The sequence below is a fragment of the Rhizobium mongolense subsp. loessense genome (assembly GCF_900099775.1).
In the GTDB taxonomy this organism is placed as follows: Bacteria; Pseudomonadota; Alphaproteobacteria; order Rhizobiales; family Rhizobiaceae; genus Rhizobium; species Rhizobium loessense.
Window position 1 is genome coordinate 282,139 of sequence record NZ_FMTM01000004.1, and the last position, 24,686, is coordinate 306,824.

At 58.6% G+C, this 24,686-nt stretch carries 25 protein-coding genes; 21 read left to right on the top strand and 4 right to left on the bottom strand.

Translation table 11 applies throughout. The features are described from left to right. Nucleotides 1-2: 2 nt before the first annotated feature. The 14 genes from BLP23_RS16305 (at nucleotide 3) to BLP23_RS16370 (ending at nucleotide 14,282) form a co-directional block, all read left to right on the top strand. Nucleotides 3-1,331, top strand: coding sequence for an FMN-binding glutamate synthase family protein (locus tag BLP23_RS16305; RefSeq protein ID WP_092585823.1), 1,329 nt, complete (start codon nucleotides 3-5; stop codon nucleotides 1,329-1,331). 81 nt (nucleotides 1,332-1,412) lie between these two features. Next, nucleotides 1,413-2,720 carry a type III glutamate--ammonia ligase gene (glnT, locus tag BLP23_RS16310; protein ID WP_092586120.1) on the top strand — a complete coding sequence of 436 codons (1,308 nt, stop codon included), beginning with the start codon at nucleotides 1,413-1,415 and terminating at the stop codon, nucleotides 2,718-2,720. Between the two features lie 78 nt (nucleotides 2,721-2,798). Next, nucleotides 2,799-3,683, top strand: coding sequence for a formyltetrahydrofolate deformylase (gene purU, locus BLP23_RS16315; RefSeq protein ID WP_092585824.1), 885 nt, complete (start codon nucleotides 2,799-2,801; stop codon nucleotides 3,681-3,683). Nucleotides 3,684-3,826: 143 nt separating this feature from the next. Further along, a complete protein-coding gene (locus tag BLP23_RS16320) occupies nucleotides 3,827-4,522 on the top strand; it encodes a GntR family transcriptional regulator (protein WP_092585825.1) in 696 nt (231 codons plus the stop codon). A 610-nt stretch (nucleotides 4,523-5,132) separates the two neighbouring features. Next, complete coding sequence (locus tag BLP23_RS16325) at nucleotides 5,133-5,735, top strand: amino acid synthesis family protein (protein WP_092585826.1); 603 nt, start codon at nucleotides 5,133-5,135, stop codon at nucleotides 5,733-5,735. 57 nt (nucleotides 5,736-5,792) lie between these two features. Continuing rightward, complete coding sequence (locus BLP23_RS16330) at nucleotides 5,793-6,590, top strand: alpha/beta fold hydrolase (protein ID WP_407691794.1); 798 nt, start codon at nucleotides 5,793-5,795, stop codon at nucleotides 6,588-6,590. After that, nucleotides 6,587-7,522, top strand: coding sequence for a flavin reductase family protein (locus BLP23_RS16335; RefSeq protein ID WP_092585829.1), 936 nt, complete (start codon nucleotides 6,587-6,589; stop codon nucleotides 7,520-7,522). The genes BLP23_RS16330 and BLP23_RS16335 overlap by 4 nt, the downstream gene beginning before the upstream one ends. Further along, entirely contained in the window at nucleotides 7,519-8,559 is a 1,041-nt protein-coding gene (locus BLP23_RS16340; protein ID WP_092585830.1) for an LLM class flavin-dependent oxidoreductase, read from the top strand. Before BLP23_RS16335 ends, BLP23_RS16340 begins: the two co-directional genes overlap by 4 nt. A 5-nt stretch (nucleotides 8,560-8,564) precedes the next feature. Further along, complete coding sequence (locus BLP23_RS16345; RefSeq protein WP_092585831.1) at nucleotides 8,565-10,028, top strand: aldehyde dehydrogenase; 1,464 nt, start codon at nucleotides 8,565-8,567, stop codon at nucleotides 10,026-10,028. 5 nt (nucleotides 10,029-10,033) lie between these two features. After that, nucleotides 10,034-10,366 carry an NIPSNAP family protein gene (locus BLP23_RS16350; RefSeq protein WP_092586121.1) on the top strand — a complete coding sequence of 111 codons (333 nt, stop codon included), beginning with the start codon at nucleotides 10,034-10,036 and terminating at the stop codon, nucleotides 10,364-10,366. Nucleotides 10,367-10,405: 39 nt separating this feature from the next. After that, nucleotides 10,406-11,416 (top strand): polyamine ABC transporter substrate-binding protein, encoded by a 1,011-nt coding sequence (locus tag BLP23_RS16355; protein ID WP_092585832.1) that lies wholly within the window; start codon nucleotides 10,406-10,408, stop codon nucleotides 11,414-11,416. Between the two features lie 118 nt (nucleotides 11,417-11,534). After that, a complete protein-coding gene (locus BLP23_RS16360) occupies nucleotides 11,535-12,407 on the top strand; it encodes an ABC transporter permease (RefSeq protein WP_092585834.1) in 873 nt (290 codons plus the stop codon). Nucleotide 12,408: 1 nt separating this feature from the next. Continuing rightward, complete coding sequence (locus tag BLP23_RS16365) at nucleotides 12,409-13,209, top strand: ABC transporter permease (protein ID WP_092585836.1); 801 nt, start codon at nucleotides 12,409-12,411, stop codon at nucleotides 13,207-13,209. Further along, nucleotides 13,206-14,282: an ABC transporter ATP-binding protein gene (locus BLP23_RS16370; RefSeq protein ID WP_092585838.1), complete on the top strand. Its 1,077-nt coding sequence runs from the start codon at nucleotides 13,206-13,208 to the stop codon at nucleotides 14,280-14,282. Before BLP23_RS16365 ends, BLP23_RS16370 begins: the two co-directional genes overlap by 4 nt. A gap of 157 nt (nucleotides 14,283-14,439) precedes the next feature. Here the strand turns inward: BLP23_RS16370 and BLP23_RS16375 are convergent, their stop codons facing one another. Then, the gene (locus BLP23_RS16375; protein WP_092585840.1) at nucleotides 14,440-15,135 is read right to left on the bottom strand and encodes a GntR family transcriptional regulator; all 696 of its coding nucleotides are present in this window, start codon (nucleotides 15,133-15,135) and stop codon (nucleotides 14,440-14,442) included. A gap of 152 nt (nucleotides 15,136-15,287) precedes the next feature. On the opposite strand from BLP23_RS16375, the gene BLP23_RS16380 reads away from it, so the two are divergent. The 7 genes from BLP23_RS16380 to BLP23_RS16410 all read left to right on the top strand — a co-directional run bounded on the left by BLP23_RS16380 (nucleotide 15,288) and on the right by BLP23_RS16410 (nucleotide 21,636). Further along, on the top strand, nucleotides 15,288-16,292 hold the full coding sequence (locus BLP23_RS16380) for an ABC transporter substrate-binding protein (protein ID WP_092585841.1): 1,005 nt from the start codon (nucleotides 15,288-15,290) through the stop codon (nucleotides 16,290-16,292). A 75-nt stretch (nucleotides 16,293-16,367) separates the two neighbouring features. Then, the gene (locus tag BLP23_RS16385; RefSeq protein ID WP_092585843.1) at nucleotides 16,368-17,186 is read left to right on the top strand and encodes an ABC transporter ATP-binding protein; all 819 of its coding nucleotides are present in this window, start codon (nucleotides 16,368-16,370) and stop codon (nucleotides 17,184-17,186) included. A gap of 6 nt (nucleotides 17,187-17,192) precedes the next feature. Further along, nucleotides 17,193-18,065: an ABC transporter permease gene (locus BLP23_RS16390; RefSeq protein ID WP_092585844.1), complete on the top strand. Its 873-nt coding sequence runs from the start codon at nucleotides 17,193-17,195 to the stop codon at nucleotides 18,063-18,065. Between the two features lie 52 nt (nucleotides 18,066-18,117). Continuing rightward, on the top strand, nucleotides 18,118-19,854 hold the full coding sequence (gene araD, locus BLP23_RS16395) for an L-arabinonate dehydratase (protein ID WP_092585845.1): 1,737 nt from the start codon (nucleotides 18,118-18,120) through the stop codon (nucleotides 19,852-19,854). A 21-nt stretch (nucleotides 19,855-19,875) separates the two neighbouring features. Then, on the top strand, nucleotides 19,876-20,601 hold the full coding sequence (locus tag BLP23_RS16400) for a ribonuclease activity regulator RraA (RefSeq protein WP_092585847.1): 726 nt from the start codon (nucleotides 19,876-19,878) through the stop codon (nucleotides 20,599-20,601). 401 nt (nucleotides 20,602-21,002) lie between these two features. Next, nucleotides 21,003-21,248 carry a type II toxin-antitoxin system prevent-host-death family antitoxin gene (locus BLP23_RS16405; RefSeq protein ID WP_092585849.1) on the top strand — a complete coding sequence of 82 codons (246 nt, stop codon included), beginning with the start codon at nucleotides 21,003-21,005 and terminating at the stop codon, nucleotides 21,246-21,248. Beyond that, nucleotides 21,241-21,636 (top strand): hypothetical protein, encoded by a 396-nt coding sequence (locus tag BLP23_RS16410; protein ID WP_092585851.1) that lies wholly within the window; start codon nucleotides 21,241-21,243, stop codon nucleotides 21,634-21,636. The genes BLP23_RS16405 and BLP23_RS16410 overlap by 8 nt, the downstream gene beginning before the upstream one ends. A gap of 994 nt (nucleotides 21,637-22,630) precedes the next feature. Here the strand turns inward: BLP23_RS16410 and BLP23_RS16420 are convergent. The 3 genes from BLP23_RS16420 to BLP23_RS16425 all read right to left on the bottom strand — a co-directional run bounded on the left by BLP23_RS16420 (nucleotide 22,631) and on the right by BLP23_RS16425 (nucleotide 24,570). Then, complete coding sequence (locus BLP23_RS16420; RefSeq protein ID WP_092585855.1) at nucleotides 22,631-23,041, bottom strand: DUF4345 domain-containing protein; 411 nt, start codon at nucleotides 23,039-23,041, stop codon at nucleotides 22,631-22,633. A gap of 64 nt (nucleotides 23,042-23,105) precedes the next feature. Further along, nucleotides 23,106-23,312, bottom strand: coding sequence for a hypothetical protein (locus tag BLP23_RS33185; RefSeq protein WP_139187072.1), 207 nt, complete (start codon nucleotides 23,310-23,312; stop codon nucleotides 23,106-23,108). Between the two features lie 46 nt (nucleotides 23,313-23,358). Further along, nucleotides 23,359-24,570: an MFS transporter gene (locus BLP23_RS16425; protein WP_092586122.1), complete on the bottom strand. Its 1,212-nt coding sequence runs from the start codon at nucleotides 24,568-24,570 to the stop codon at nucleotides 23,359-23,361. Nucleotides 24,571-24,686 lie beyond the last annotated feature (116 nt).

Consider the following 24,686-nt stretch of genomic DNA (forward strand, 5'->3'; position numbering starts at 1 on the left):
TCATGAGCTATCACAACCCCTATACCCCGCCGCGCAAGTCTGCGACCTTCGACGATTATACGCTGGCGGAAATCCGCCGCGCTGCGGCGACCGGCATCTACGATATTCGTGGCGCAGGCACCAAACGCAAGGTTCCACATTTCGATGACCTGCTGTTTCTCGGCGCGTCGATCTCGCGCTATCCGCTCGAAGGTTACCGCGAGAAGTGCGACACGTCGGTCGTCCTCGGCACGCGCTTCGCCAAGAAGCCCATTCACCTGAAGACGCCGATCACCATTGCCGGCATGAGCTTCGGCGCCCTTTCGGGCAATGCCAAGGAAGCGCTCGGACGCGGTGCGACGATCGCCGGGACCTCCACCACCACCGGAGACGGCGGGATGACCGATGAAGAGCGCGGCCATTCACAGATATTGGTCTACCAGTATCTGCCGTCGCGTTACGGCATGAATCCCAAGGATCTGCGACGTGCCGATGCCATTGAAGTGGTTGTCGGCCAAGGCGCAAAGCCCGGCGGCGGCGGCATGCTGCTTGGCCAGAAGATCTCCGATCGCGTCGCCCACATGCGCAACCTTCCCAAGGGCATAGACCAGCGTTCGGCGTGCCGCCATCCGGACTGGACCGGCCCGGACGACCTTGAGATCAAGATCATGGAACTGCGCGAGATCACCGATTGGGAAAAGCCCATCTACGTGAAGGTCGGCGGCGCGCGTCCCTATTACGATACGGCTTTGGCGGTGAAGGCCGGCGCGGATGTCGTTGTCCTCGACGGCATGCAGGGTGGCACTGCAGCCACGCAGGACGTTTTCATCGAACATGTCGGCATGCCGATCCTCGCCTGTATCCGCCCCGCAGTTCAGGCGCTGCAGGATCTCGCAATGCATCGCAAGGTGCAACTGATTGTTTCGGGCGGCATCCGCTCCGGTGCGGACGTCGCAAAGGCTCTGGCGCTCGGTGCCGACGCCGTTGCAATCGGTACGGCGGCGCTGGTTGCACTTGGCGATAACGACCCGAGATGGGAAGACGAATACCGAAAGCTCGGTACCACAGCCGGCGCATATGATGACTGGCACGAAGGCAGGGATCCGGCTGGCATTACGACACAGGATCCGGAACTGGCGGCTCGCCTGGATCCGATTGCCGCCGGCCGCCGCCTCGCCAACTATCTGAAGGTCATGACGCTCGAAGCCCAGACCATCGCTCGTGCCTGCGGCAAGAACCACCTGCACAACCTGGAGCCGGAAGATCTTTGCGCGCTGACCATGGAGGCGGCTGCCATGGCGCAGATCCCGCTCGCTGGGACGAGCTGGTATCCGGGCAAGGGTGGCTTCTGAAACCGCATCGAAACAGCGAGCCGCATTTGGGAGGATGCGGCTCGTTTCCGTTGAGTGTCTGAATACAAAAAGGGGAATGACATGACACTGGATCTCTCGACATATGCCGCGGACAACGGCATCAAATATTTCATGATCAGCTTTACCGATCTGTTTGGAGGCCAGCGCGCCAAACTCGTGCCGGCCGAAGCGATCGCAGACATGCAAAAAGACGGCGCGGGTTTTGCGGGCTTTGCCACCTGGCTCGATCTGACGCCTGCCCATCCCGATCTTTTCGCCATTCCGGACGCATCCTCGGTCATCCAGCTCCCCTGGAAAAAAGATGTGGCCTGGGTCGCAGCCGACTGCGTCATGGAAGATCAACCTGTCGAGCAGGCTCCCCGCGTTCTCCTCAAGAGACTGATTGGCGAAGCTGAAAAGGCGGGCCTGCGCGTCAAGACCGGTGTCGAGCCGGAATTCTTCCTGATCTCGCCAGACGGTTCGAAGATTTCCGACGAGTTCGATAATGCCGAAAAGCCCTGCTATGATCAGCAGGCTGTCATGCGCCGCTACGACGTCATCGCCGAGATCTGCGACTGCATGCTGAAACTGGGCTGGAAGCCCTATCAGAACGATCATGAGGATGCCAACGGCCAGTTCGAGATGAACTGGGAATATGACGATGCGCTGCAGACGGCAGACAAGCATTCCTTCTTCAAATTCATGGTGAAGTCGGTTGCCGAGAAACACGGTCTTCGCGCCACCTTCATGCCGAAGCCTTTCAAGGGCCTGACTGGCAACGGCTGCCATGCCCATATCTCGGTCTGGGACCTCGAGGGTAGAAACAATGCGTTTGCCGACAAGGCGATGCCGTTTGGTCTTTCCGCCAAAGGCAAGACCTTCCTCGGAGGCATCATGAAACATGCCTCGGCGCTGGCCGCGGTGACCAATCCGACCGTCAATTCGTATAAGCGCATCAACGCGCCGCGGACGATCTCCGGTGCGACCTGGGCGCCGAACACGGTGACTTGGACCGGCAACAACCGCACGCATATGGTGCGCGTGCCGGGCCCTGGCCGCTTCGAATTGCGGCTGCCCGACGGTGCGGTCAATCCTTATCTGCTGCAGGCAATCATCATCGCGGCGGGACTTTCTGGTCTTCGCAGCAACGCCGATCCGGGGCCGCATCACGACATCGACATGTACCGCGACGGACATACTGTGACCGATGCCCCTAAACTACCGCTCAATCTGTTGGATGCACTTCGCGAGTACGAGAAAGACACCGAACTGCAAGCCGCCCTCGGCTCCGAGTTCTCGGCGGCCTATCTGAAGCTAAAGCGGGGCGAGTGGAACACCTATTGCTCGCAGTTTACCGCCTGGGAGCATGAAACGACCCTCGACGTCTGATCTTTTCCCCGCTGCCCTTTGCGGCCTTCCCCCACTGCGCCCGGGTGTCTTTTTGACATCGCTGCAAGAGAGCCTGCCATGACGCAATTCATCCTGACGGTCACCTGCAAATCAACGCGCGGCATCGTGGCCGCCTTGTCCGGTTACCTGGCGGACGCCGGCTGCAACATCGTCGACTCGTCGCAATTTGACGACCTCGATACCGGTCTCTTCTTCATGCGTGTCAGCTTCCTGTCTGAAGAGGGCCTCGGTCTTGCGGAGCTTACCGAAGGTCTAAAGCCGATCGCCGCAAAGTTCACGATGGAAGCTCATATCCACGATGGCGCGCGCCGCATGAAGGTCATGCTGATGGTCTCGCGCTTTGGCCATTGCCTCAACGATCTTCTCTATCGCTGGAAAATTGGCGCGCTGCCGATCGATATCGTCGGCGTCGTCTCCAATCATTTCGATTACCAGAAAGTGGTGGTCAATCATGATATACCGTTCCACCATATTCCGGTGACCAGGGAGAACAAGCCGCAGGCGGAAGCCAGGATCATGGACCTGGTGGAAGGAACCGGCACCGAACTTATCGTGCTCGCACGCTACATGCAGATCCTTTCTGATCGCATGTGCACCGAGATGTCGGGCAAGATCATCAATATCCACCACTCCTTCCTGCCGAGCTTCAAGGGCGCCAATCCATACAAGCAGGCCTATGGTCGCGGTGTAAAGCTGATCGGCGCGACGGCTCATTACGTCACCGCAGATCTCGACGAAGGTCCAATCATCGAACAGGACACGGTGCGCGTCACCCATGCCCAGAGCCCTGAAGACTATGTTTCGCTGGGCCGGGACGTCGAGGCGCAGGTTCTGGCGCGCGCCATACACGCGCATATCCATCGCCGAACCTTCATCAACGGCAACCGCACCATCGTCTTTCCGCCAAGCCCGGGGAGCTACGCGTCCGAGCGCATGGGGTAATATGCAGCGTGCGCGAATAACCGCGCCGCCAGTTGCAATCGTCCGACCCTGTCGATAAGTATTTGGTACGCCATAATATGGTGTGGCCGGTTTCATTCCGGGCGACGCCGGGCGAGCATGACATATCAAGACAGGGGCGGACAATGGCGGTTGGTTTGAAAGATTCGACGATCAAAGTGGAACGGCCCGCTAAAACCCTGCGCGAACTGGCGCTTGACAAGGTTCGCGAGGCAATCGACAGCGGCCATTTCAAGCCCGGTGATCGTCTGGTGGAGCGAGATCTCTGCGCCCAGCTTGGCGTAAGTCGGACGATTGTTCGCGAGGTGCTACGCCATCTCGAGTCGGAAGGCCTTGTTGCAAATCTTCCGAACAAGGGTCCGATCGTGGCCCGGCTCGATGCTGATGAAGCGCGACAAATCTATGAAATACGCGGAGCGCTGGAGGGCATGGCGGCGCGCCTGTGCGCCGAGCGTCGCGATCCTACAATCGTTGAGGCGCTCGAGGCGGCGCTGGATGATATTCGCCAGTGTTACCAAAAAAAAGACATGCCGGGCGTGCTGGCCAGTACCTCGGCCTTTTACCAGGCGCTCTTCAGCAAGGTCGATCGCCACGTTGCCTGGGGTGTTGTCAATCTTCTGACTGTCCGGATCAATCATCTCCGCTCGATGACGATCAAGACGGATAACCGCGACGTAGAGGGTCCCGCACAGATGGAGCGGATCATCGAGGCGATCAGGCGGGGGGATGGTGAAGGCGCCTATCGCGCTGCGATGGACCATGTAACAAGCGCGGCAGCCATCGCCGAGGCCGTAATTTCTGCCCAATCGCCGGCTGTCTGACATCTTCGTCGTTGACGTGAAGCACAGCGGTCATTGCCGGGTGCTGCTGCTGCTTACTGATGTTGCGGAAGCAAGAGATTTGACGCGTTCGATTGGCTCAATCTCACGCGCAAAGTACATTGTTTCCCGCAAATCGGTGCGGCGCTGCACGTTCAGTCAAAATCAGGACCACTTGCCGAACACGTGCGCCAGAATGAGCGCGGTCGGAGCTGTTACCGTGCCGCGACTGTTGCAAAGCGCGTTCGCGCAGTCATCACCACCTTGTCAACTCATCAACGTCGAGATTTCCTTGAACGTCTTGAAATGACGGCTTGGTGGGATCTTCGTGCCCCGAGTGAAGCTCTCATTGCCAATCATGAGGCGTTTGCGAAACGAGCAACTTGCAAGATCGGATGGAGACGCGCCGAGGAGCGAATCTGGCTCTAAACAAGGCGGAATGTCTCGCCTCTATGAACTCGCAAATGGGGCGTGATCAAGCATGAACTCTATAAGTAACTGATCTAAAAGCAAAATCTACTGGGAAGACGCTAGAGCCGCCTGTTCCGAACAAGGCTATTGACGAATTAATATTATGGCATACCATAACACCATATGTAGCTGAGGACGTCGCATGAGCATCCAGATTCGCAAGACGCTGTTGCAAGTTGAAACTACCCTGATCGAAGGCGGAAAAGCCGCGCCGCTGCCGCTGAAACTGTATTCGGCTTTCGCGGTGGTTAAGAATCCATGGGCAGGCAAAGGCTTTGTCGAGGACCTCAAGCCGGAAATCCATGCGGGCGCCCCTGTGCTCGGAGAATTGCTCACTCGCATGATCATCGAAGCCGTTGGTTCGGGCAAAGCCGTCGAAGGTTATGGCAAGGCCGCTGTCGTCGGTCTCGACGGCGAAATCGAGCACGCTTCAGCGCTCATCCACACACTGCGTTTTGGCAATCACTACCGCAATGCCGTCGGCGCCAAGTCTTATCTTGCCTTCTGCAATACCCGCGGCCCGGCCAATGCGCCGATCATGATCCCGCTGATGGACAAGAACGACGAGGGCCGCCGTTCGCATTACCTGACCATTCAGACAGCCATTGCTGATGCCCCGGCCGCCGACGAGATCGTCGTAGCACTGGGTGCGTCCGTTGGAGGGCGTCCGCATCATCGCATCGGCGACCGCTATCAAGACCTCAAGGATCTTGGTCACGACGTCACCAATCCTGCAGGCGTTTAAGAAAGGTCAGCTGGCGCCATGCAAACGAGACACTCCACATCGTTGCAAGAGGCATCGATGCAGTTCCAACGCCAGCAAACCATCAACGGCGTCTCATACTTCGAGGCCGGTGAGGGCGAACCGTTGGTTCTGATCCATGGCGTCGGCATGCGGGTCGAGGCTTGGGCCCCGCAGATCGCGATGTTTGCCAAGACGCATCGTGTCGTCGCCGTGGACATGCCTGGACATGGACAAAGCGCCAAATTGCCGACCGGAAGCAAACTTGAGGACTTCGTTGCCTGGTTCGGCCGCTTTCTCGACGAGTTGAACATCGATGCCGCCAATGTCGCCGGCCATTCCATGGGAGCTCTGATTTCCGGTGGAGCTGCTGCTACCTTCGGCAGGCGGATCCGGCGGGTCGCATATCTTAACGGCGTCTATCGCCGCAGTCCCGAGGCAAAAGCAGCGGTCATGTCTCGCGCAGCCGCAATCCGCGCCAACGGCGTTGACCGTGACGGCCCGCTGGAACGGTGGTTTGGCGACGATGACAATAGCCTTTCGGCGCGCGATCTCACGCGTGGCTGGCTGGGCATGGTCGATCCCGAGGGTTACGCCATCGCCTATTGCGCCTTTGCCGGCGGCGACGATACCTATGCGGAACGCTGGCGAGATGTCCGCTGCCCAGCTTTGTTCTTGACAGGCTCCGACGATCCCAATTCGACGCCGGAAATGGCGGCGCAGATGGCGGCGATTACCCGAAATGGCTGGGCTCGTATCGTCGACGGGCATCGGCACATGGTTAATCTCACCGCGCCTCATACCGTCAATAGGCTGCTTGCGGAATGGCTTGAACATCGAGAGGAGGAGCGGAGATGACGCCAGAGTCCATCGATCCACGCGCACTGAGAGACGCCTTCGGCGCTTTTCCGACCGGCGTAACGGTCGTGACCACCCGCGATTGCCACGACCGGCCGATCGGCTTTACAGCAAACTCATTTACGTCGGTGTCCCTCGATCCGCCTCTCCTGCTTGTCTGCTTGGCAAAGACCTCACGCAACTATGCGACGATGACGGGTGCGAGGCACTTTGCAATCAACGTCCTCTCGGAAAGTCAAAAAGATGTGTCGAACACCTTTGCGCGGCCAGTCGAGGACCGTTTCGCCGCAGTCGAATGGTCTGAAGGCAAGGCCGGCAGTCCAATATTCGCGAATGTCGCGGCGTGGTTCGAGTGCGCCATGGAGAAGATGGTGGAAGCTGGCGACCACGTCATCCTGATGGGACGCATCACGGCCTTCGAGAATACCGGCCGCAACGGATTGGGCTATGCCCGCGGCGGTTACTTCACCCCAATCCTTACAAGCCGGGCCGTTTCGGCCGCAGCGGAAGGCAATATTGAGCTAGGTGCCGTTCTGGAGCGCGACGGCGATGTTCTCCTTCTCGGCGATGACATGCTCTTTCTGCCTGGCTGTGACGGCAAGGAAGGCAGCCCGACCGAAATTCTGCGAGATTATCTTGAAGATCTGACCGGGCTGAAGGTTACGATCGGTTTCCTGTATTCGGTCTATGAAGACAAGAGCGAGGGAAAGCAGCACATTGTCTACCGTGCCTTTGCATCGGAAGGCGATCCGGCCGCTGGACGATTCCTGAAGCCCAAAACACTGACTGCCGATCAATTCAAGACAAGTTCGACCGCCGATATCATCGCGCGTTTTGCGCTGGAGAGTTCGATCGGCAATTTCGGGGTTTATTTCGGGGATGAGTCTGTTGGAACGGTCCGCCCGGTTGCAGCGAAGGTGGCGCAAGCATGAAGTTTTCTCTCTTCGTCCACATGGAACGCCTCGACGCAAGCCAGAGTCACAAAAGCCTGTATGACGAGTTCGTGGCTCTTTGCGAGATCGCTGACAAAGGTGGCATGCATGCGATTTGGACGGGCGAGCATCACGGCATGGATTTCACCATCGCGCCCAACCCCTTCGTGACGATCGCCGACCTGGCGCGCCGGACGTCGCAAGTGAGATTAGGCACAGGAACGGTGATCGCACCATTCTGGCATCCGATCAAGCTTGCCGGCGAGGCGGCCATGACCGACATCATCTGCGACGGCAGGCTCGATATCGGGATTGCCCGTGGCGCCTATTCGTTCGAATACGAGCGTCTGCTTCCCGGTCTGGATGCCTGGGCCGCTGGCCAGCGCATGCGCGAGCTCATTCCGGCTGTCAAAGGTATTTGGAAGGGCGACTACGCTCACGACGGCGAGTTCTACAAGTTTCCGTCAACCACGTCGGCGCCGAAACCGCTGCAAAAGCCCAATCCACCGATCTGGGTCGCAGCCCGTGATCCGAATTCCCACGAATTCGCCGTTGCCAACGGCTGTAACGTGCAGGTCACCCCGCTTTGGCAGGGTGATGACGAGGTGGAAGCGCTGATGGGGCGGTTCAATGACGCCTGCGCGAAGCATCCGACGATCGAGCGGCCCAAGATCATGCTGCTGCGTCATACCTATGTCGGTTCGTCGGACGCAGACATCGCACAGGCGGCCCATGAGCTCAGCCTGTATTACAACTACTTCTTCGCGTGGTTCAAGAACGAGAAGCCGGTCGCGCAAGGTCTCATTGAGCGAATTCCCGAAGCTGAAATCAGCTCAAACGCCATGCTGTCGGACGCCGTCATGCGCACCAACAACGTTGTAGGAAGTCCACAAACCGTAATCTCGCGCCTCAAGACCTATGAGGCCATGGGCTATGACGAATATTCCTTCTGGATCGATACGGGTATGAGCTTCGAGCGCAAGAAAGCATCGCTTCAGCGCTTCCTCGCCGAAGTGATGCCGGCATTTGCGGAGTAAAGCCTATGCAGCGTTTCCAGTATTATATCGATGGTCAATTCCTGGACGGTGAAGCACGCTTCCCAAGCGTTGATCCGGCCTCCGGGAAGGAATGGGCTGACTTGCCGGAAGCGCGCGAAGGTGATGTGGATCGGGCGGTCAACGCCGCCGAACAGGCACTCTATAACGGGGCCTGGTCAAAGATGACGGCCACGCAACGCGGCAAGCTCATCTACCGGCTCGCTGATCTGGTCGCAGCCAATGCACAGAAGCTCGCAGTGCTCGAGACTCGCGACACAGGAAAGATCATCCGGGAAACGTCGGCGCAGATCGCCTATGTCGCGGACTACTACCGCTATTACGCCGGCATCGCCGACAAGATTGAAGGATCTTATCTTCCCATCGACAAGCCTGACATGGATGTCTGGCTTCGCCGTGAGCCGATCGGTGTCGTTGCGATGGTCGTGCCCTGGAATAGCCAGCTGTTCTTGTCTGCCGTCAAAATCGGCCCGGCTCTTGCGGCCGGCTGCACGATGGTCGTCAAGGCCTCGGAAGACGGGCCGGCGCCGCTTCTGGAATTTGCGCGCCTCGTTCACGAGGCAGGCTTTCCTGCGGGCGTCGTCAATATCATCACCGGCTTTGGCGCATCCTGCGGGGCAGCACTGAGCCGCCATCCTAAGATCGCGCATGTTGCCTTCACCGGTGGCCCCGAAACGGCGCGTCATATCGTGCGAAACTCGGCGGAGAACCTTGCCTCCACCTCGCTCGAACTGGGCGGCAAGTCACCATTCATCGTTTTCGCCGACGCAGACCTTGAGAGTGCTGCCAATGCTCAGGTCGCGGGCATCTTTGCTGCGACGGGCCAAAGCTGTGTCGCCGGTTCGCGCCTGATTGTCGAGCGGCGTGTCAAGGAGGAGTTCTTGACCCTCTTGAAGGGCAAGGCTGAGGCGATCCTTATCGGGGCGCCGTTGGACATGGCGACCGAGGTCGGTCCGCTTGCAACACGGCGCCAGCAGGAGCACATAGCAGCGCTCGTCGACAAGTCCGTTCAAAGCGGTGCTCGCCTTGTCACCGGCGGCCACAGGCCCGGCGGTGAAGGCTATTACTTCCCGCCGACAATTCTTGACTGCGACGGCGTCAATTCCCCTTCGCTGGTCAACGAATTCTTCGGTCCGGTTCTGTCCGTCGTCTCGTTCGAAACAGAAGCCGAAGCGCTCGCGCTTGCGAACGATACGCATTATGGGCTTGCCGCTGGCGTGTTCACCCAAAACCTGACGCGGGCTCATCGCCTGATGAAGGGGATTCGCGCCGGTGTCGTTTGGGTCAACACCTATCGCGCCGTCTCGCCGATCGCGCCATTTGGCGGCTTCGGTCTGTCCGGGCATGGCAGGGAAGGCGGCATGGCCGCAGCGCTCGACTACACCCGGACGAAAACGATCTGGCTGAGGACGTCGGACGACCCGATTCCTGATCCTTTCGTGATGCGGTGATGGCGATGTTTTACGAGATCCGGACTTACAGACTGAAGAACGGTGCGATCCCGCAATATCTGAAGGTAGTGGAAGAGGAGGGGATAGCCATTCAAAAGAGCCATCTCGGCAACCTCGTCGGCTACTTCTATTCGGAGATCGGCACCATCAACGAGATTGTCCACATCTGGGCGTTCTCGAGCCTGGACGATCGTGAGGCAAGGCGCATGCGCCTTATGGCTGACCCTCGGTGGCAGGCCTTTCTGCCGAAAATTCGCGATCTGATCGAAGTGGCGGAAAACAAGATTATGAAGGCAACCAGCTTCTCTCCAAAAAGCGGGAACGGATTGCCGGCATAGGAATGCGCATAAGACACTCGAAAACAAGGAAAAGGGAACATGAAACACACAATTGCATTCACGGCCTTGGCGGCAATCATGGCAGTAGCCATTCCTGCGAAAGCCGAAACGCTCGTCTTCTCAAGCTGGGGAGGGACGACGCAGGACGCGCAAAAGGCAGCCTGGGCGAACCCATATACGGAAAAGACCGGACTGCAAGTGGTGCAGGATGGCCCCACTGATTACGGCAAGCTGAAGGCCATGGTCGAGGCGAACCAGGTAACCTGGGACGTCGTCGATGTCGAAGGTGACTATGCCGCGCAGGCAGGCAAAAACGGACTGCTTGAGAAGCTGGATTTCTCCGTCATCGACAAGTCCAAGCTCGATCCGCGTTTCGTAACGGATTATTCCGTCGGCAGCTTCTACTATTCCTTTGTGATCGGCTGCAATGCGGATGCGGTTGCTGCTTGCCCGAAGACCTGGGCCGATCTGTTCGACACGGCGAAGTTTCCAGGCAAGCGCACCTTCTATAAATGGTCGGCGCCCGGTGTGATTGAAGCGGCGCTCCTGGCTGACGGTGTTGCCGCCGACAAGCTCTATCCGCTTGACCTCGATCGAGCATTCAAGAAGCTCGATACGATCAAGTCGGAGATTATCTGGTGGTCCGGCGGCGCTCAGTCGCAGCAGTTGCTGGCATCCGCCGAAGCACCGTTCGGAAGCCTCTGGAACGGCCGCATGACAGCGCTCGCCAAAAGCGGCGTTAACGCCGAGACCTCCTGGGAGCAGAATATTACCGCTGCGGATTCGCTTGTCGTTCCGAAAGGCGCTGCGAATCTCGAGGCGGCCATGAAGTTCATCGCATTGGCAACCTCGGCAGAACCGCAGGCAGCGCTTGCAAAAGCCACTGGATACGCGCCGATCAATCTGGAATCGGCCAAGTTGATGGATGCCGAGACGGCCAAGACACTGCCGGATCAGCAAACGGCCAGCCAAGTCAATGCGGACATGAGCTATTGGGCAAAAAACCGGGATGCCATCGGCGAGCGGTGGTACGCATGGCAGGCAAAATAGGTTGAAATGCAGCGCAATGCACGGCGGACCCATGCCCGCCGTGCTGAAAGTGCAGCGTGCTCGGTCGGCCCCGAGAACCTGCGGCGCTTGTGGGAACGTTCGGGCAGGAAGGACTGTCATGTCGACCTATAGTGATGCTTCCAGCGTGAGCGCGCCGCAGCCAAGAGCGCTCAGGCCAACAGGTTTCAGCGGCATCGTCCCGGCTCTTACCTTCGTGGCCATCTTCTTCATCGTGCCGGTGACGGCATTGTTGCTGCGAAGTGTATTGGAGCCGGCTCCCGGCTTCGGCAACTATGCTGAGCTGCTTGGATCTGCGACTTATCTCAAGATTTTCGCCAATACCTTCATCGTATCAGCGTTGGTGACCATTATTTCGCTCTTGATCGGCTTTCCCGTCGCCTGGGCGCTGGCAATCATGCCTGGACGGCTGGCATCGGTGATTTTTGCGATCCTGCTGCTGTCGATGTGGACAAATCTGCTGGCGCGCACCTATGCCTGGATGGTGCTTTTGCAACGGACCGGTCTCATCAACAAGATGCTGATGGGCATGGGGCTCATCAATCAGCCGTTGCCGCTCGTCAACAATCTGACAGGTGTGACGATCGGCATGACCTATATCATGCTGCCCTTCATCATCCTGCCGCTCTACGGCGTGATCAAGAAGATCGACCCTGCAATCCTGCAGGCGGCTGCCCTTTGCGGTGCCAGCCGGTGGCAATGTCTCACGCGCGTTCTCCTGCCGCTGGCCGTGCCGGGCATGGCTGCCGGTGCCCTCATGGTCTTCGTCATGTCGCTTGGCTATTTCGTTACCCCCTCGCTTCTCGGGGGTACGGCGAACATGATGCTGGCCGAGCTGATTGCCCAGTTCGTGCAGTCCCTGGTCAATTGGGGCATGGGGGGAGCGGCTGCCCTGGTACTGCTCGTTGTAACGCTTTCGCTCTATGTCGTTCAGCTGCGTTTCTTTGGCAGCCAGAACACCGGAGGGCGCTGACATGCTGCTTAACTTCGATCGTCTCGGCTGGTGGAAATACGCGCTTGTGGCGATCACCATCCTGGCGGCAGCCTTCTTGATGCTGCCGATCGTCTTTATCGCGGCGCTCTCCTTCGGCTCCTCGCAGTGGCTGATCTTTCCGCCTCCTGGCTGGACGCTGCAATGGTATCGGGAACTTCTGGCCGATCCCCGGTGGCTGGAATCGGCCTGGACGAGCTTTAAGATCGCATCGATCGTCACCGTGCTTTCCGTTCTGCTCGGTCTTGTGACGTCGTTCGGGTTGGTTCGGGGAACGTTCCTGTTCCGTGACGCGCTGAAGGCGCTTTTCCTGACACCGATGATCCTTCCCGTCGTCGTTCTTGCCGTCGCACTCTACGCCTTCTTTCTAAGGGTGGGCCTCGGTGGAACCTTGGCGGGCTTCGTGATTTCGCATCTCGTCCTTGCTCTTCCGTTCTCCATTCTGTCCATTTCCAGCGCGCTTGAAGGTTTTGATAAGTCCATCGAGGACGCGGCGATACTTTGCGGCGCCTCGCCGCTTGAGGCGAGGATCCGAGTAACGCTGCCTGCAATCAGCCACGGGATATTTTCCGCCGCTGTCTTTTCGTTCCTGACATCCTGGGACGAGGTGGTTGTGGCGATCTTCATGGCAAGCCCAACGCTGCAGACCCTGCCGGTAAAAGTATGGGCCACGCTCAGGCAGGATCTCACGCCGGTCGTGGCTGCCGCGTCGACGCTTCTCATCCTCTTGACGATCCTCTTGATGGCGCTTGTCGCTCTCGCACGCAAGGTAGTGAAATCATGAATGACGCTTTCCTTCAGATCAAAGGCATCCGCAAGGAGTACGGCCCCGTTGTCGCGGTTCACGATGTCACCCTGGATGTTCAGCGCGGTGAGTTTCTGACCTTCCTCGGACCGTCGGGGTCGGGAAAGAGCACGACGCTTTACATCCTGGCGGGCTTTGAAACTCCGACAAAAGGCGACATCACGCTTGACGGCAGGACTCTGCTTAAAACCCCTTCGCATAAGCGCAACATCGGAATGGTCTTTCAGCGCTACACGTTGTTTCCGCATCTGACCGTTGGCGAAAACATTGCCTTTCCACTGAAGGTCAGGCGCAAGTCCAAGGCCGAGATCGACAGCAAGGTAAAGGAGATGCTGCGTCTCGTTAGACTTGAAGGATACGAGGATCGCAAGCCCGTACAGATGTCGGGCGGCCAGCAGCAGCGTGTCGCCCTGGCCAGGGCGCTTGCCTACGACCCTCCGGTTCTTCTGATGGACGAGCCGCTCTCGGCGCTGGACAAGAAGCTGCGGGAGGAAATTCAGCACGAGATACGCAGGATCCACCAGCAAACTGAAGTGACGATCCTATATGTGACCCATGACCAGGAAGAAGCGCTGCGGCTGTCCGATCGCATTGCGGTTTTCTCGAAGGGCATCATCGATCAAATCGGCACCGGGCCGCAACTTTACGCCAACCCGCGTACGCGTTTCGTCGCTGAATTCATTGGCGACAGCGACTTCATTTCCTGCGATCTGTTGTCATGTGCAGATGGAAAGGCGACGATCTCACTGGGCGGCTCGGCGGTTTTTGACCGGATCCCGGTCCATGGCAAGGCGGTTTCCAACGGGAAGGGGGCTCTCATGCTGAGGCCGGAGCGCATTCGGCTATCGCGTCATGATGGCGGCAACGGTCTCAGTGCAACAGTCAGGGACATCACCTTCCTCGGCAACAATATCCATGTGGCAACGGCTACGGCGGCCGGTGACGCCTTGTCGGTGCGACTGCCTTTCGGGCACGAGGCGATCGCCGGCCTGAACCCTGGGGACCGGGTTCATCTTGAATTCGACCCCGGCGCCGCGCACGTGTTCTGTTGAGGTTTCCGACGCGAAGCCCGACGATCGTTCGCTCTCGCAAGAGAAGTCCGGGCGCGTCGTTCGACACTGATCTTTCGGTATAGAGCAATCTAATCTTGTGTTGGCCTGACCCTTAAAGGCCCAGACCAACATTTCCTTCCACAGGAAGCTTCACCTCTCAAAAGAAGTGAGAATGTGCCTCGCGAATTGCGTCGACGGTGGCAAGCGTGCCTGTAAGGTGGCGGCGTACGGCTTCCTGTGCCCGCCGCACGTTTCCGTCTCGCACATTGTCCATTATTTCCCGGTGCGAACACAAGATCGTGCCGGCTTTGCCGGGATCCATCAAATTGAGCTTGCGAAGCCGATCAATATGGCCGGATCGCGACTGGACCAGCATCCAGAGATCCGCAACGCCTGCACCTTCGAACAGGGTTTGGTGGAACTGGCGATCGAGAAGCGCGAAGCGTTCGAGGTCGTGATCCACGTTGAGCGCCGTTTCTTGAAGGGCCACCAGACGATCGGCTTGTTTGATGACGGCTTCGGGCTGGTTTTCCGTCAGATACCGAATGACTTCCAATTCAAGAGAGAGCCGCAGGAACTGCGTCTCGCGCGCCTGGCGCAAATCGATGCGGGTGACCTCCGTGCGGGACTGCGGATAAACGACCACGAGGCCTTCCGCCTCCAGCATTTGCAGAGCGTCACGCACCGGTGTCTGGCTGACGCCGTAGGCCAAGGCGATCTCGCTGCGTGACAGATGCATGCCCGGGGTCAGATCGAGCGAGATGATGCGACCGCGCAGCACGTCGTAGAGCTGGCGCGAGGTCGAGGTGCGTTTGAGCGCAATCGTCGGGGAAAGATCGTTCAGAGCGTCCATGAAACCTCGCTTTGACGCATATTATAGCCGGTCGGAAACGCGATCTCAAACTAATATATTAACATAGTTGACCAACTGATATTTTAGTGTTTCACTCTTGCTGTGCTGGGAGGCACGTTTCGTACGTTTAGAATTTACAGTGGGAGGATAGGATGTTGAGACTTTTGGGTGCTGCCGCGATCGCAGCTCTTTTCGCGACCACGCTTCCAGCTTCGGCTCAGGAAAAGACGGCGATCTCCATCACACGGCAGCCGGGGATTCTTTATCTTGCGAGCCACGTCATGGAGACGCAAAAGCTCATTGAGAAACAGGCTGCGAAGGAGGGGCTGGACGGCCTCAGTATCGAATGGCGAACATTCAGCGGCGGTGGAGCGCAGACCGATGCATTGCTCGCAGGCAATGTCGACATCGTCAACACAGGATCGGGTAATCTTCTTCTGCTTTGGGACCGCACGAAGGGCCGCGTAAAGGGCATCATTCCGAGTTCCGCGCAGCCGGTCATCATGGTCTCCAATGATCCCAAGATCAAATCACTCGATGATATCGGCCCGAGCGACAAGATCGCCGTTCCGACCGTCGGCGTTTCGACGCAGGCGATTCTGCTGCAAATGGCCGCCGCCGCAAAGTATGGCGAAGACCAGGTCCGCAAGCTCGACAGCAATACCGTACAGCTTGGTCATCCGGATGCAGTCGCGGCCATCGCCAACCCCAATCACGAGGTCAAGAACCATTTCTCAGCACCGCCCTTCCAGTACATCGAGCTGAAACAGAAGGGCGTGCATCGCGTCACGGACTCGCGCGAAATCATCGGAGGTTCCCTCACGCAGGCGACGTTCTTCACGACGACCGGGTTTGCTGAAAGCAATCCCGTCATCATCAAGGCCGTGCGTGAGGCAACCAAGCAAGCAGTGGCCTACATCAAGAGCGATCCACAGGGCGCCCTCGAAGCCTACAAGACGATCACCGGTGACAAAACGTCGATCGACGATCTCATGGCGATCATGAACGAGCCGGGTTTCATCGACGACTATCGCACCGAGCCGCAAGGCACGATGAAGTTCGCAACGCATTTGAACAAGATCGGGACGCTGAAGATGCAGCCAAAGGCATGGACCGACTATTACTTGCCAGAATCCGCCGACCTCAACGGCAACTGAGCAGCATCCATCCGGCAGAAGGCAGGCAGCTGTCTGCCGGATAAGCCCGCCCCATTTCATGTGAGGACGTCGTCAATGTTCCAGTCCGCAGCAACTGTTTCACCGGCGCATCAGACTATTGCGCAAGCGGCTGAACCACTCTTGAGCGTCGAGAAAGTTACGCTGCGCTACAAGACGCCCAACCTGCTGGTCACCGCCACCGAACAGGTCTCTTTCAGCGTTCGGAAATCAGACCGGTTCGTGCTTCTAGGTCCATCGGGCTGCGGCAAGTCGACGTTGCTGAAGGCAGTAGGCGGATATATGAAGCCCGTCAGCGGTTCCATCCGCATCAACGGCCGGACGGTGACGAAACCAGGTCCGGACCGGATGATGGTGTTTCAGGAATTCGATCAGCTGATGCCCTGGAAGACCGTTCTGGAAAACGTGATGTTTCCGCTGCTGGTTGCGCGCAAGCTGTTGCCAAAGGATGCGGAGGAAATCGCCCGCGCCTATATCGACAAGGTAAAGCTGACGCGCGCCGTAGACAGTTTTCCCCATACCCTATCTGGCGGAATGAAACAGCGTGTCGCCATTGCGCGCGGCATGGCGATGCAACCCGACATCCTGCTGATGGATGAACCTTTCGCGGCGCTCGACGCGCTGACGCGCCGCCAGATGCAGGACGAACTGCTTCAGCTTTGGGATGACACGAAGTTTACCGTCATCTTCGTCACGCATTCGATCGCTGAAGCGATCAAGATCTCCAACCGCATCCTGCTTCTTTCACCCCACCCGGGGCGCGTCAAAGCGGAAGTCGTGGATGTCGACAAAGCCTCCAACGAGGACGGGACCGCAGCCGCACTCGAGCGGGATATCCACAGTCTTCTGTTTTCTGAACCTGGCCATCGGGAGTAAGCCATCATGAGCGCACCACAGATCCTGCTGGCCGAAGACAGCGCCAACGCGCGCCCGGCCTATGGCAACATCGCCGCGATCGAAGAGAAGCTCGGGCCAGTTGAGCTCATCTGGGGAATCGGCGCTGTCCGAAAGGCCCTGCTGATTATCGGGCTTGCGCTCCTGTGGCAAGTCTACGCCACTTATCTGGACAACCCGCTTCTTTTTCCGACCCTCACCGACACGCTGGTGACGCTCGTCGATCGCTTCGCGGATGGCACGCTGCCGGCGCGCATCTGGACCACCTTGAAGATCCTGTTGATGGGATATGCGGCGGGAACGATCCTGGCGGCCATCCTGACTGTGCTGGCGATCAACACGCGCATCGGCACGGACTTCCTCGAGACGATGACCGCCATGTTCAACCCGCTTCCGGCCATTTCACTTCTGCCGCTGGCGCTCATCTGGTTCGGCCTCGGCGCCTCAAGCCTCGTCTTCGTGCTCGTGCATTCCGTGCTGTGGGCCGTGGCGCTGAACACCCATTCCGGCTTTCTCGGCGTTTCCCGCACCCTGCGCATGGTCGGCGCCAATTACGGCCTGTCCGGCTTCTCCTACGTCGCTCGCATTCTCATCCCGGCTGCATTTCCCTCGATCCTTACCGGTCTTAAGATCGGCTGGGCCTTCGCCTGGCGCACACTGATTGCCGCCGAACTCGTCTTCGGCGTCTCGTCCGGGCAGGGCGGCCTTGGCTGGTTCATCTTCGAAAACCGCAACCTCCTCGACATCCCGGCCGTTTTTGCCGGACTGCTGACCGTCATCGTCATCGGTCTGGTGGTCGAAAATCTGGTCTTCCAGACAATTGAACGCCACACCATCCAGAAATGGGGCATGAAGGAATGAAGACTGCTTCCTTGTCTTTCGCCTCTATTCATCATCCTTCTCGGACAATGCCATGAAAAAACGCAAAACCTACGAGCAGCTTCGCTCCGCCCGCTGGATGGTCCCCGATGATCAAAGATCCTTCGGCCACAGATCGCGCACGATGCAGATGGGCTATGACCCCGCCGACTGGGAGGGGCGCCCGATCATCGCCATCCTCAACACCTGGTCGGATGCCCAGCCCTGCCACATGCACTTCAAGGACCGAGTGGAATGGGTCAAGCGCGGCGTGCTGCAGGCAGGAGGCTTCCCGATGGAGCTTCCAGCGCTGTCACTGTCTGAAAATTTCGTCAAGCCAACGACCATGCTCTACCGCAATATGCTGGCGATGGAGAGCGAGGAATTGCTGCGCTCCCATCCCATCGACGGCGCAGTCCTCATGGGCGGTTGCGACAAGACCACTCCAGGCCTGGTGATGGGCGCGCTCAGCATGGGTCTTCCCTTTATCTACCTGCCGGCCGGACCGATGCTGCGCGGCAACTGGGCCGGCAGGCATCTAGGTTCCGGTACCGACGGATTCAAGTTCTGGGACGAACGCCGCGCCGGCACGATTTCCAAGGAAGAATGGCAAGGGATCGAAGGGGGCATTGCCCGATCCTATGGCCACTGTATGACCATGGGAACTGCATCGACAATGACGGCGATCGCCGAGGCTATGGGACTGACGCTTCCTGGCGCCTCCTCCATCCCCGCCGCCGATGCAGGTCATCAGCGCATGTCCACGCAATGCGGCCGGCGCATCGTCGATATGGTCTGGGAGGACCTGACGCCGGACATGATCGTCACGGCGGCAGCAGTGGAGAATGCCGTGACCGTGGCGATGGCGACCGGCTGTTCCACGAATGCCATTATTCATTTGATCGCCATGGCGCGCCGCGCCGGGATCCCGCTGGAACTGGACGATCTCGACCGCATCGGACGCAAAACGCCCGTCATTGCCAATATCCGGCCATCGGGCGCGACGTACCTCATGGAGGATTTCTACTACGCCGGTGGTCTCCGGGCGCTGATGAAGCAACTGGGCGACAAGCTCAATTCGTCGGCGATCACCGTCACCGGCAAGCCGCTGACGGAGGGCCTCGACTTGGTAAAGGTCTGGAACGACGACGTCATCCGGCCGCTGTCGAACCCGGTCTATCACGAGGGGTCGCTTGCCGTCCTCAAGGGCAATCTCAGTCCCGACGGTGCGGTGATCAAGCCCGCCGCCTGTGACCCGAAATTCCACCGGCATAAAGGTCCGGCTCTCGTGGCTGATAGCTACGCCGAGCTGAAGGCGATCATCGACGATCCCGACTATCCGATGACACCGGAGACCGTTCTCGTCTTGCGCAACGCCGGCCCCCAGGGCGGACCGGGAATGCCTGAGTGGGGAATGATTCCCATGCCCAAGGCGCTGTTGAAGCTCGGCCTGCGGGACATGGTCCGACTGTCGGACGCGCGCATGTCCGGCACTTCTTTCGGCGCCTGCGTGCTGCATGTGGCGCCGGAAGCCTATGTCGGGGGCCCGCTGGCGCTTTTGAAGAACGGCGACATCGTCGAGCTCGATATTCCCAACCGCAGCTTGAACATGCTCGTGCCGGACGAAGAACTCGCCCTTCGCCGACAGTCGTTTAAGCCGCCGGCTCCACGCTACGGCCGCGGCTACGGCTTCCTATTCTCCAAACATATCGAACAGGCAGACAAGGGCTGCGATTTCGATTTCCTGAAGACGGAATTCGGCCCTCAGGTCGATGAACCAGCGATCAACTGATCTTTCCAGCCGGAGATGACAATGACCGACTACGCTCTTTCCGACGAAACCCGCGAAAAATTGATGAAGGCGTCGACCGCCTCCGTTGCCACTGCGCTCTACAAACGCGGCCTGCGCAACCAGTTCATCCAGAATGTCCACCCGGTCGCCTGGAAGGGCAAAAACATGGTCGGACAGGCCTTCACCCTTCGCTACATTCCGGCGCGCGAGGATCGCAATCCCATCACTGTGTTCCGCAACGCGGACCACCCGCAGCGGGTCGCGGTCGAAACCTGCCCGCCTGGCTGGGTGCTTGTCATGGACAGCAGGAAAGACGCGCGGGCCGCATCGGCAGGCTCTATCCTCGTTACAAGGCTTGCGATGCGCGGTTGCGCCGGCGTCGTATCTGACGGCGGCTTTCGCGACGCCGAAGGCATCGGCAGGTTGGACATGCCGGCTTACCATCAGCGCCCGTCGGCGCCGACCAATCTAACTCTCCACGAGGCGCTCGACATTAACGTGCCGATTTGCTGCGGTGACGCCCCGGTTTTCCCCGGGGACGTGCTCGTCGGCGATGGTGACGGGGTCATGGTCATTCCAGCGCATTTGGCCGATGAGATCGCCGAGGAATGCGCCGGCATGGAAAGCTTCGAGGATTTTGTTCTCGAACAGGTCCAGGACGGCGCTGCCGTGATCGGGCTTTATCCGCCAACGACGGACAAAGCGCAAAACGACTATGCTCGATGGCGTAAAAGAACCGGGCGCTGAGCCCGAGCGGCATAAGCCGCACTCAATTGAGGTCAGAAGATCCAGAAACCAGTTCGCGTCCATCATTCCGACGCAGGCTCAGGCCGTTGAGGAAAAGCCGTGAGCTGTTGCCAAACGCCTAGCCGCTTTCGAGCCAGAACATGACGGGACGAAGCTGGTCGCTTTCCGCCCTTCCAAGAAAGCCGACCGCTTCGATCGTTCCCCACTCGGAGGGAGCAGGGATGCCGGATCACGCCCGTCGTGTGGCACATCCGCCGAAATAAACGTCGTCAGCAGCGAGGAGGTCGGCCGCTCCTTCCTGCTTTTGACTACCGGGACTGGTTCGCTGCAATGATCGCCATTCGAATTGCGTAAATCGCATAGAATACGTATTATAGGTAATTCAATACGGAGACTTGGGAATGAAGCAATTCACCTTCTCAGACATGAACCGGGCTTCGGGCGAAATCCTCGAAGCGGCTTTGGTTGAACCAGTCACCCTGACGAAGCGCGGGAAAGACAAACTCGTCATTCTGACCGCGGAGCAGTATCGCAAGCTCATCGGTCGTTCGCACACCGTTGCATACGGCCTGATGGATGCTCCCGAAGACATCCACCGGGAACTTATGACCGGTCTTGAGGACATTATCGAGGGCGACAATGCTTGAGCCTGGGCAGATCGTCCGCTTCTTCTACCTGTGGACGCGCCAAGCCGCCGTTGGTGAAGAGTCCGGTCGCAAGGCGAGGCCCGTTTGCGTCGTCGTTCGCACCGCGGCAGTGCCAGGAGCTGTGTTTCTGTTTCCCATCACAACGCAATTTCCCGACATGGACCGGCTCTCTCTTGCCATCAGCCAAATCGAATGCCGTCGCGCCGGGCTGGATTTTCCATGCTGGATCATCCTCGACGAGTACAATCGGGTTGAACTCGACAAGGCGTTTGACTTCGAGTCGACCGCGCCCCTTGGCAGTTTCAGTCCTGCCTTTCTCAAGAGAATCGCGCTGACCGTCAAAAATGCGGCCGCAGCCCGAAGGCTCGCTGGTATCACGCGCTCCTGACGCCTACGCCTGCGATAGGGAATGACACGCGCGGCTGTCGTACCTCGGGCGCGCCGGCGTCCGCCATTCTCGCTCCCTTCAATCTTTGCGCAAGGCATGCCCACTGCGGTCTCGATGGGGCATGTGTGATCGGAGAACGCCTCACGCTGCTCGGCTCGATCGTCCTCCCGCAACGGCCGGCTCGTTTTCTTCCCCTGATGGCTGCGCCGTCATTTCTCGCGATAGCCAAGAAGGACTCGGCCCATGAACAGGACAGATTCGGCAAGCTATGTCGCGTCGGGCCGTTTCGTCGCCCGACCGATCCACAGATGTTTTAGGAGCTAGGTAGCAAACGCTATCAGCAGGCGCAGCATTCGGCCCAAGTGGTAATTTAAAAAGTCGGCCGCAGCTAAATTACAGACCTAAGCGCGGCTCAATGGCGTTCCCCGCTGGAACGAACCTAACCTCGCTGCCTCGCCCTCGTCCGCTTGTCGCTACCAGCCCGAATTTCCCAAGGTATTTAAGGCCAGCATAGTACCTTGACGGGGGTGGCGAGCTTGGAATAGCGCTGCTAGATTCATTTGCTGGATGTATTCGAAAAGGCGGGGCGTTCCAGGATCGATATCCTCGTCAGCGGTGACAGGAGGCGGGCCTCCGTGAGATCGCCCCTGATGTAGGAGACGTGCCCGTAGGGCGCGTCGTTGGCATTGCAACGGCTTCGTCTCTGTTTCATAGCTGAGGATGACCAGCTCCGGACCAAAGGATTTCTCCCGCGCAATGGCCATATTGTGCGTGAATATGCCAAAGACGGTTGGGCCTGGAAGATCGTGAGCCGCCAAAGCGTCTACGACATGGGATCGTTCACCTTTCCACGGGGAATCGTCGCCTTCGATGAAGTGGTTTCGAACGGTCCCCCGAGAATATGCGGCGCTTGCATATGTACTGGAGAAGAGCGGTCTCCGCGTGAACCGCGTCTTCGTTACTAACTGCCTCAATGCCATACCGTAGATGTCTTTCATCGCTTTTCCGGGATCTTGCGAAGCAACGTTGTGTGCCAGGCAAGGAGTAGTGGCACACCAACGAGCTCGGCGATAATGGCGGCATTCAGCGCACCGCCGGGCAGGCCGAATTGCAACGCCGCTGCAGCGCGCGCCAGACCACTCAAGAACAGGATACCGAGAAGGCCGCGAAACCAGCCTGCATTCGCGCGAAGATCCCCGCTTGTACGCCAGAGACCCAGCCCCCAACCGATCCAAATCATACCGAAAAAACGGACCTGGCTCTCAAGGACGGGATTTTCCAGCACCCCGGGCGGCATTTTCATGCCAGCGATTGCAAGCGAATGGCTGCCGATCACGACATCGAGCAAGCCTGTCAGAACCGGGACCAGGCAGAGAATTCGGACAATCATCGTGAGCAGGGACATCCGTGTCTCCTTTTGAGGAAAATGTGGCTGGGTCCGATCACATGCGACTTACCAAGCATAGTCTTCAAGTTATATCCCAGTTGTCATATGTAATTACCCGATTTCCATGTCGCACAAGTTCTTCGGTCAGCGGATCCGTATGTTCCGATATCTGTCCTCCAACACCCTGCACAACCAGTACGGGGCAATCTTTCGGATCACCGACGCTTTTGTAAGCGGTACTGATACCGTTGGCGGCAACGGTACCGTAAGCTGCATTGGTTTTTCTCATTTATGCCCTCCTTTTCGTTATTACTGCGAGATACGAGGGGAGAGCTTCAGTGCTGATCTCCCACCGGTTCCGGCGCAACCTGCGTCTCTGCGCCGGAAAGTATCGGGCGCGGCGATAAACTCCGGTCCAGGGTCCAGCTCCAGAGCGCAACCCCCAGACCTGAGAGGGTCACAATTGCGGCGATCCATCCCAGCGCCTGCAAGCCAAGCGCACTGTCGATGACCACTCCCCCAAGGGCGGCACCGCCTGCATTTCCGACATTGAAGGCCGCGATATTGGCAGCTGAAGCAAGGCTCGGAGCTCCCTCCGCTTGCTGCAGGACGCGCATCTGCAGCGGCGACACGGTTCCAAAGGCCGCCGCACCCAGCATGAAAACGGCGGCGATCGCCGTGGCGGAGTGGAATTGAGCGAGTGAAAGAAAGGCCAGAACGAGAGCAAGGAAAGCTAGGGAGCCGGTGACTGCTGGCATAAGACTGCAATCCGCGAAACGTCCTCCAATGATATTACCCAGTATCAGTCCGGCTCCAAAGAGGATCAACACAGGCGCGACTGTCGATTCATCGAATCCGGTCACCTCGTTCAAAATCGGAGCGATATAGGTGAAGGCCGTAAAGACGCCACCATAACCAAGCACAGTCATCAACAGACCAAGCCAGACCTGCTTGCGTTTGAACGCGCCAAATTCAGCCGCCCACCCGCGCTTGGATCCTGCATCTATTGCCGGTACCAGAAAAGCAGTCGCCAGGAAGGCAACGGCGGCGATACCGGTCACAGCCCAAAACGTCGCCCGCCATCCAAAAGCCTGCCCGATATAAGTGCCGAAGGGGACGCCGAGAATATTGGCGAGGGTTGCTCCCGTGAACATGACAGCAATCGCAGTCGCCTGCCTTTCCTTGGGCACCAGCCCGGTCGCAACGACTGCGCCAACGCCGAAAAATGCACCATGCGCAAACGCTGTGACGACCCGGGCGATCATTAACGTCCAATAGTCAGCGGCCAAGGCGCATAGGAGATTTCCGAGGATGAAAAGAGCGGTGAGCCCAAGGAGGACCGGTTTCCTCGGAAAGGACGACGTCGCCAGTGTCAATAGCGGTGCGCCGACTACCACACCGAGCGCATATCCTGTGATTAGGAGCCCGGCAGCGGAAATTGACACACCGAAATCGCGTCCGACCTCAAGAAGCAGCCCCATTATGACGAATTCTGTGGTCCCAATGCAGAAAGCTGTTGCTGCCAACGCGTAAAGTGCAATGGGCAATCCTGATCGTGAGGCGGCCATCAAGTACTCCTTTTTCGGAGAAAGTGAATGCTGGGTCATCCAGCGACTTTCTCCAATTAGACGGCCCACGAATTCTTTGACAAGAATGCAAAATG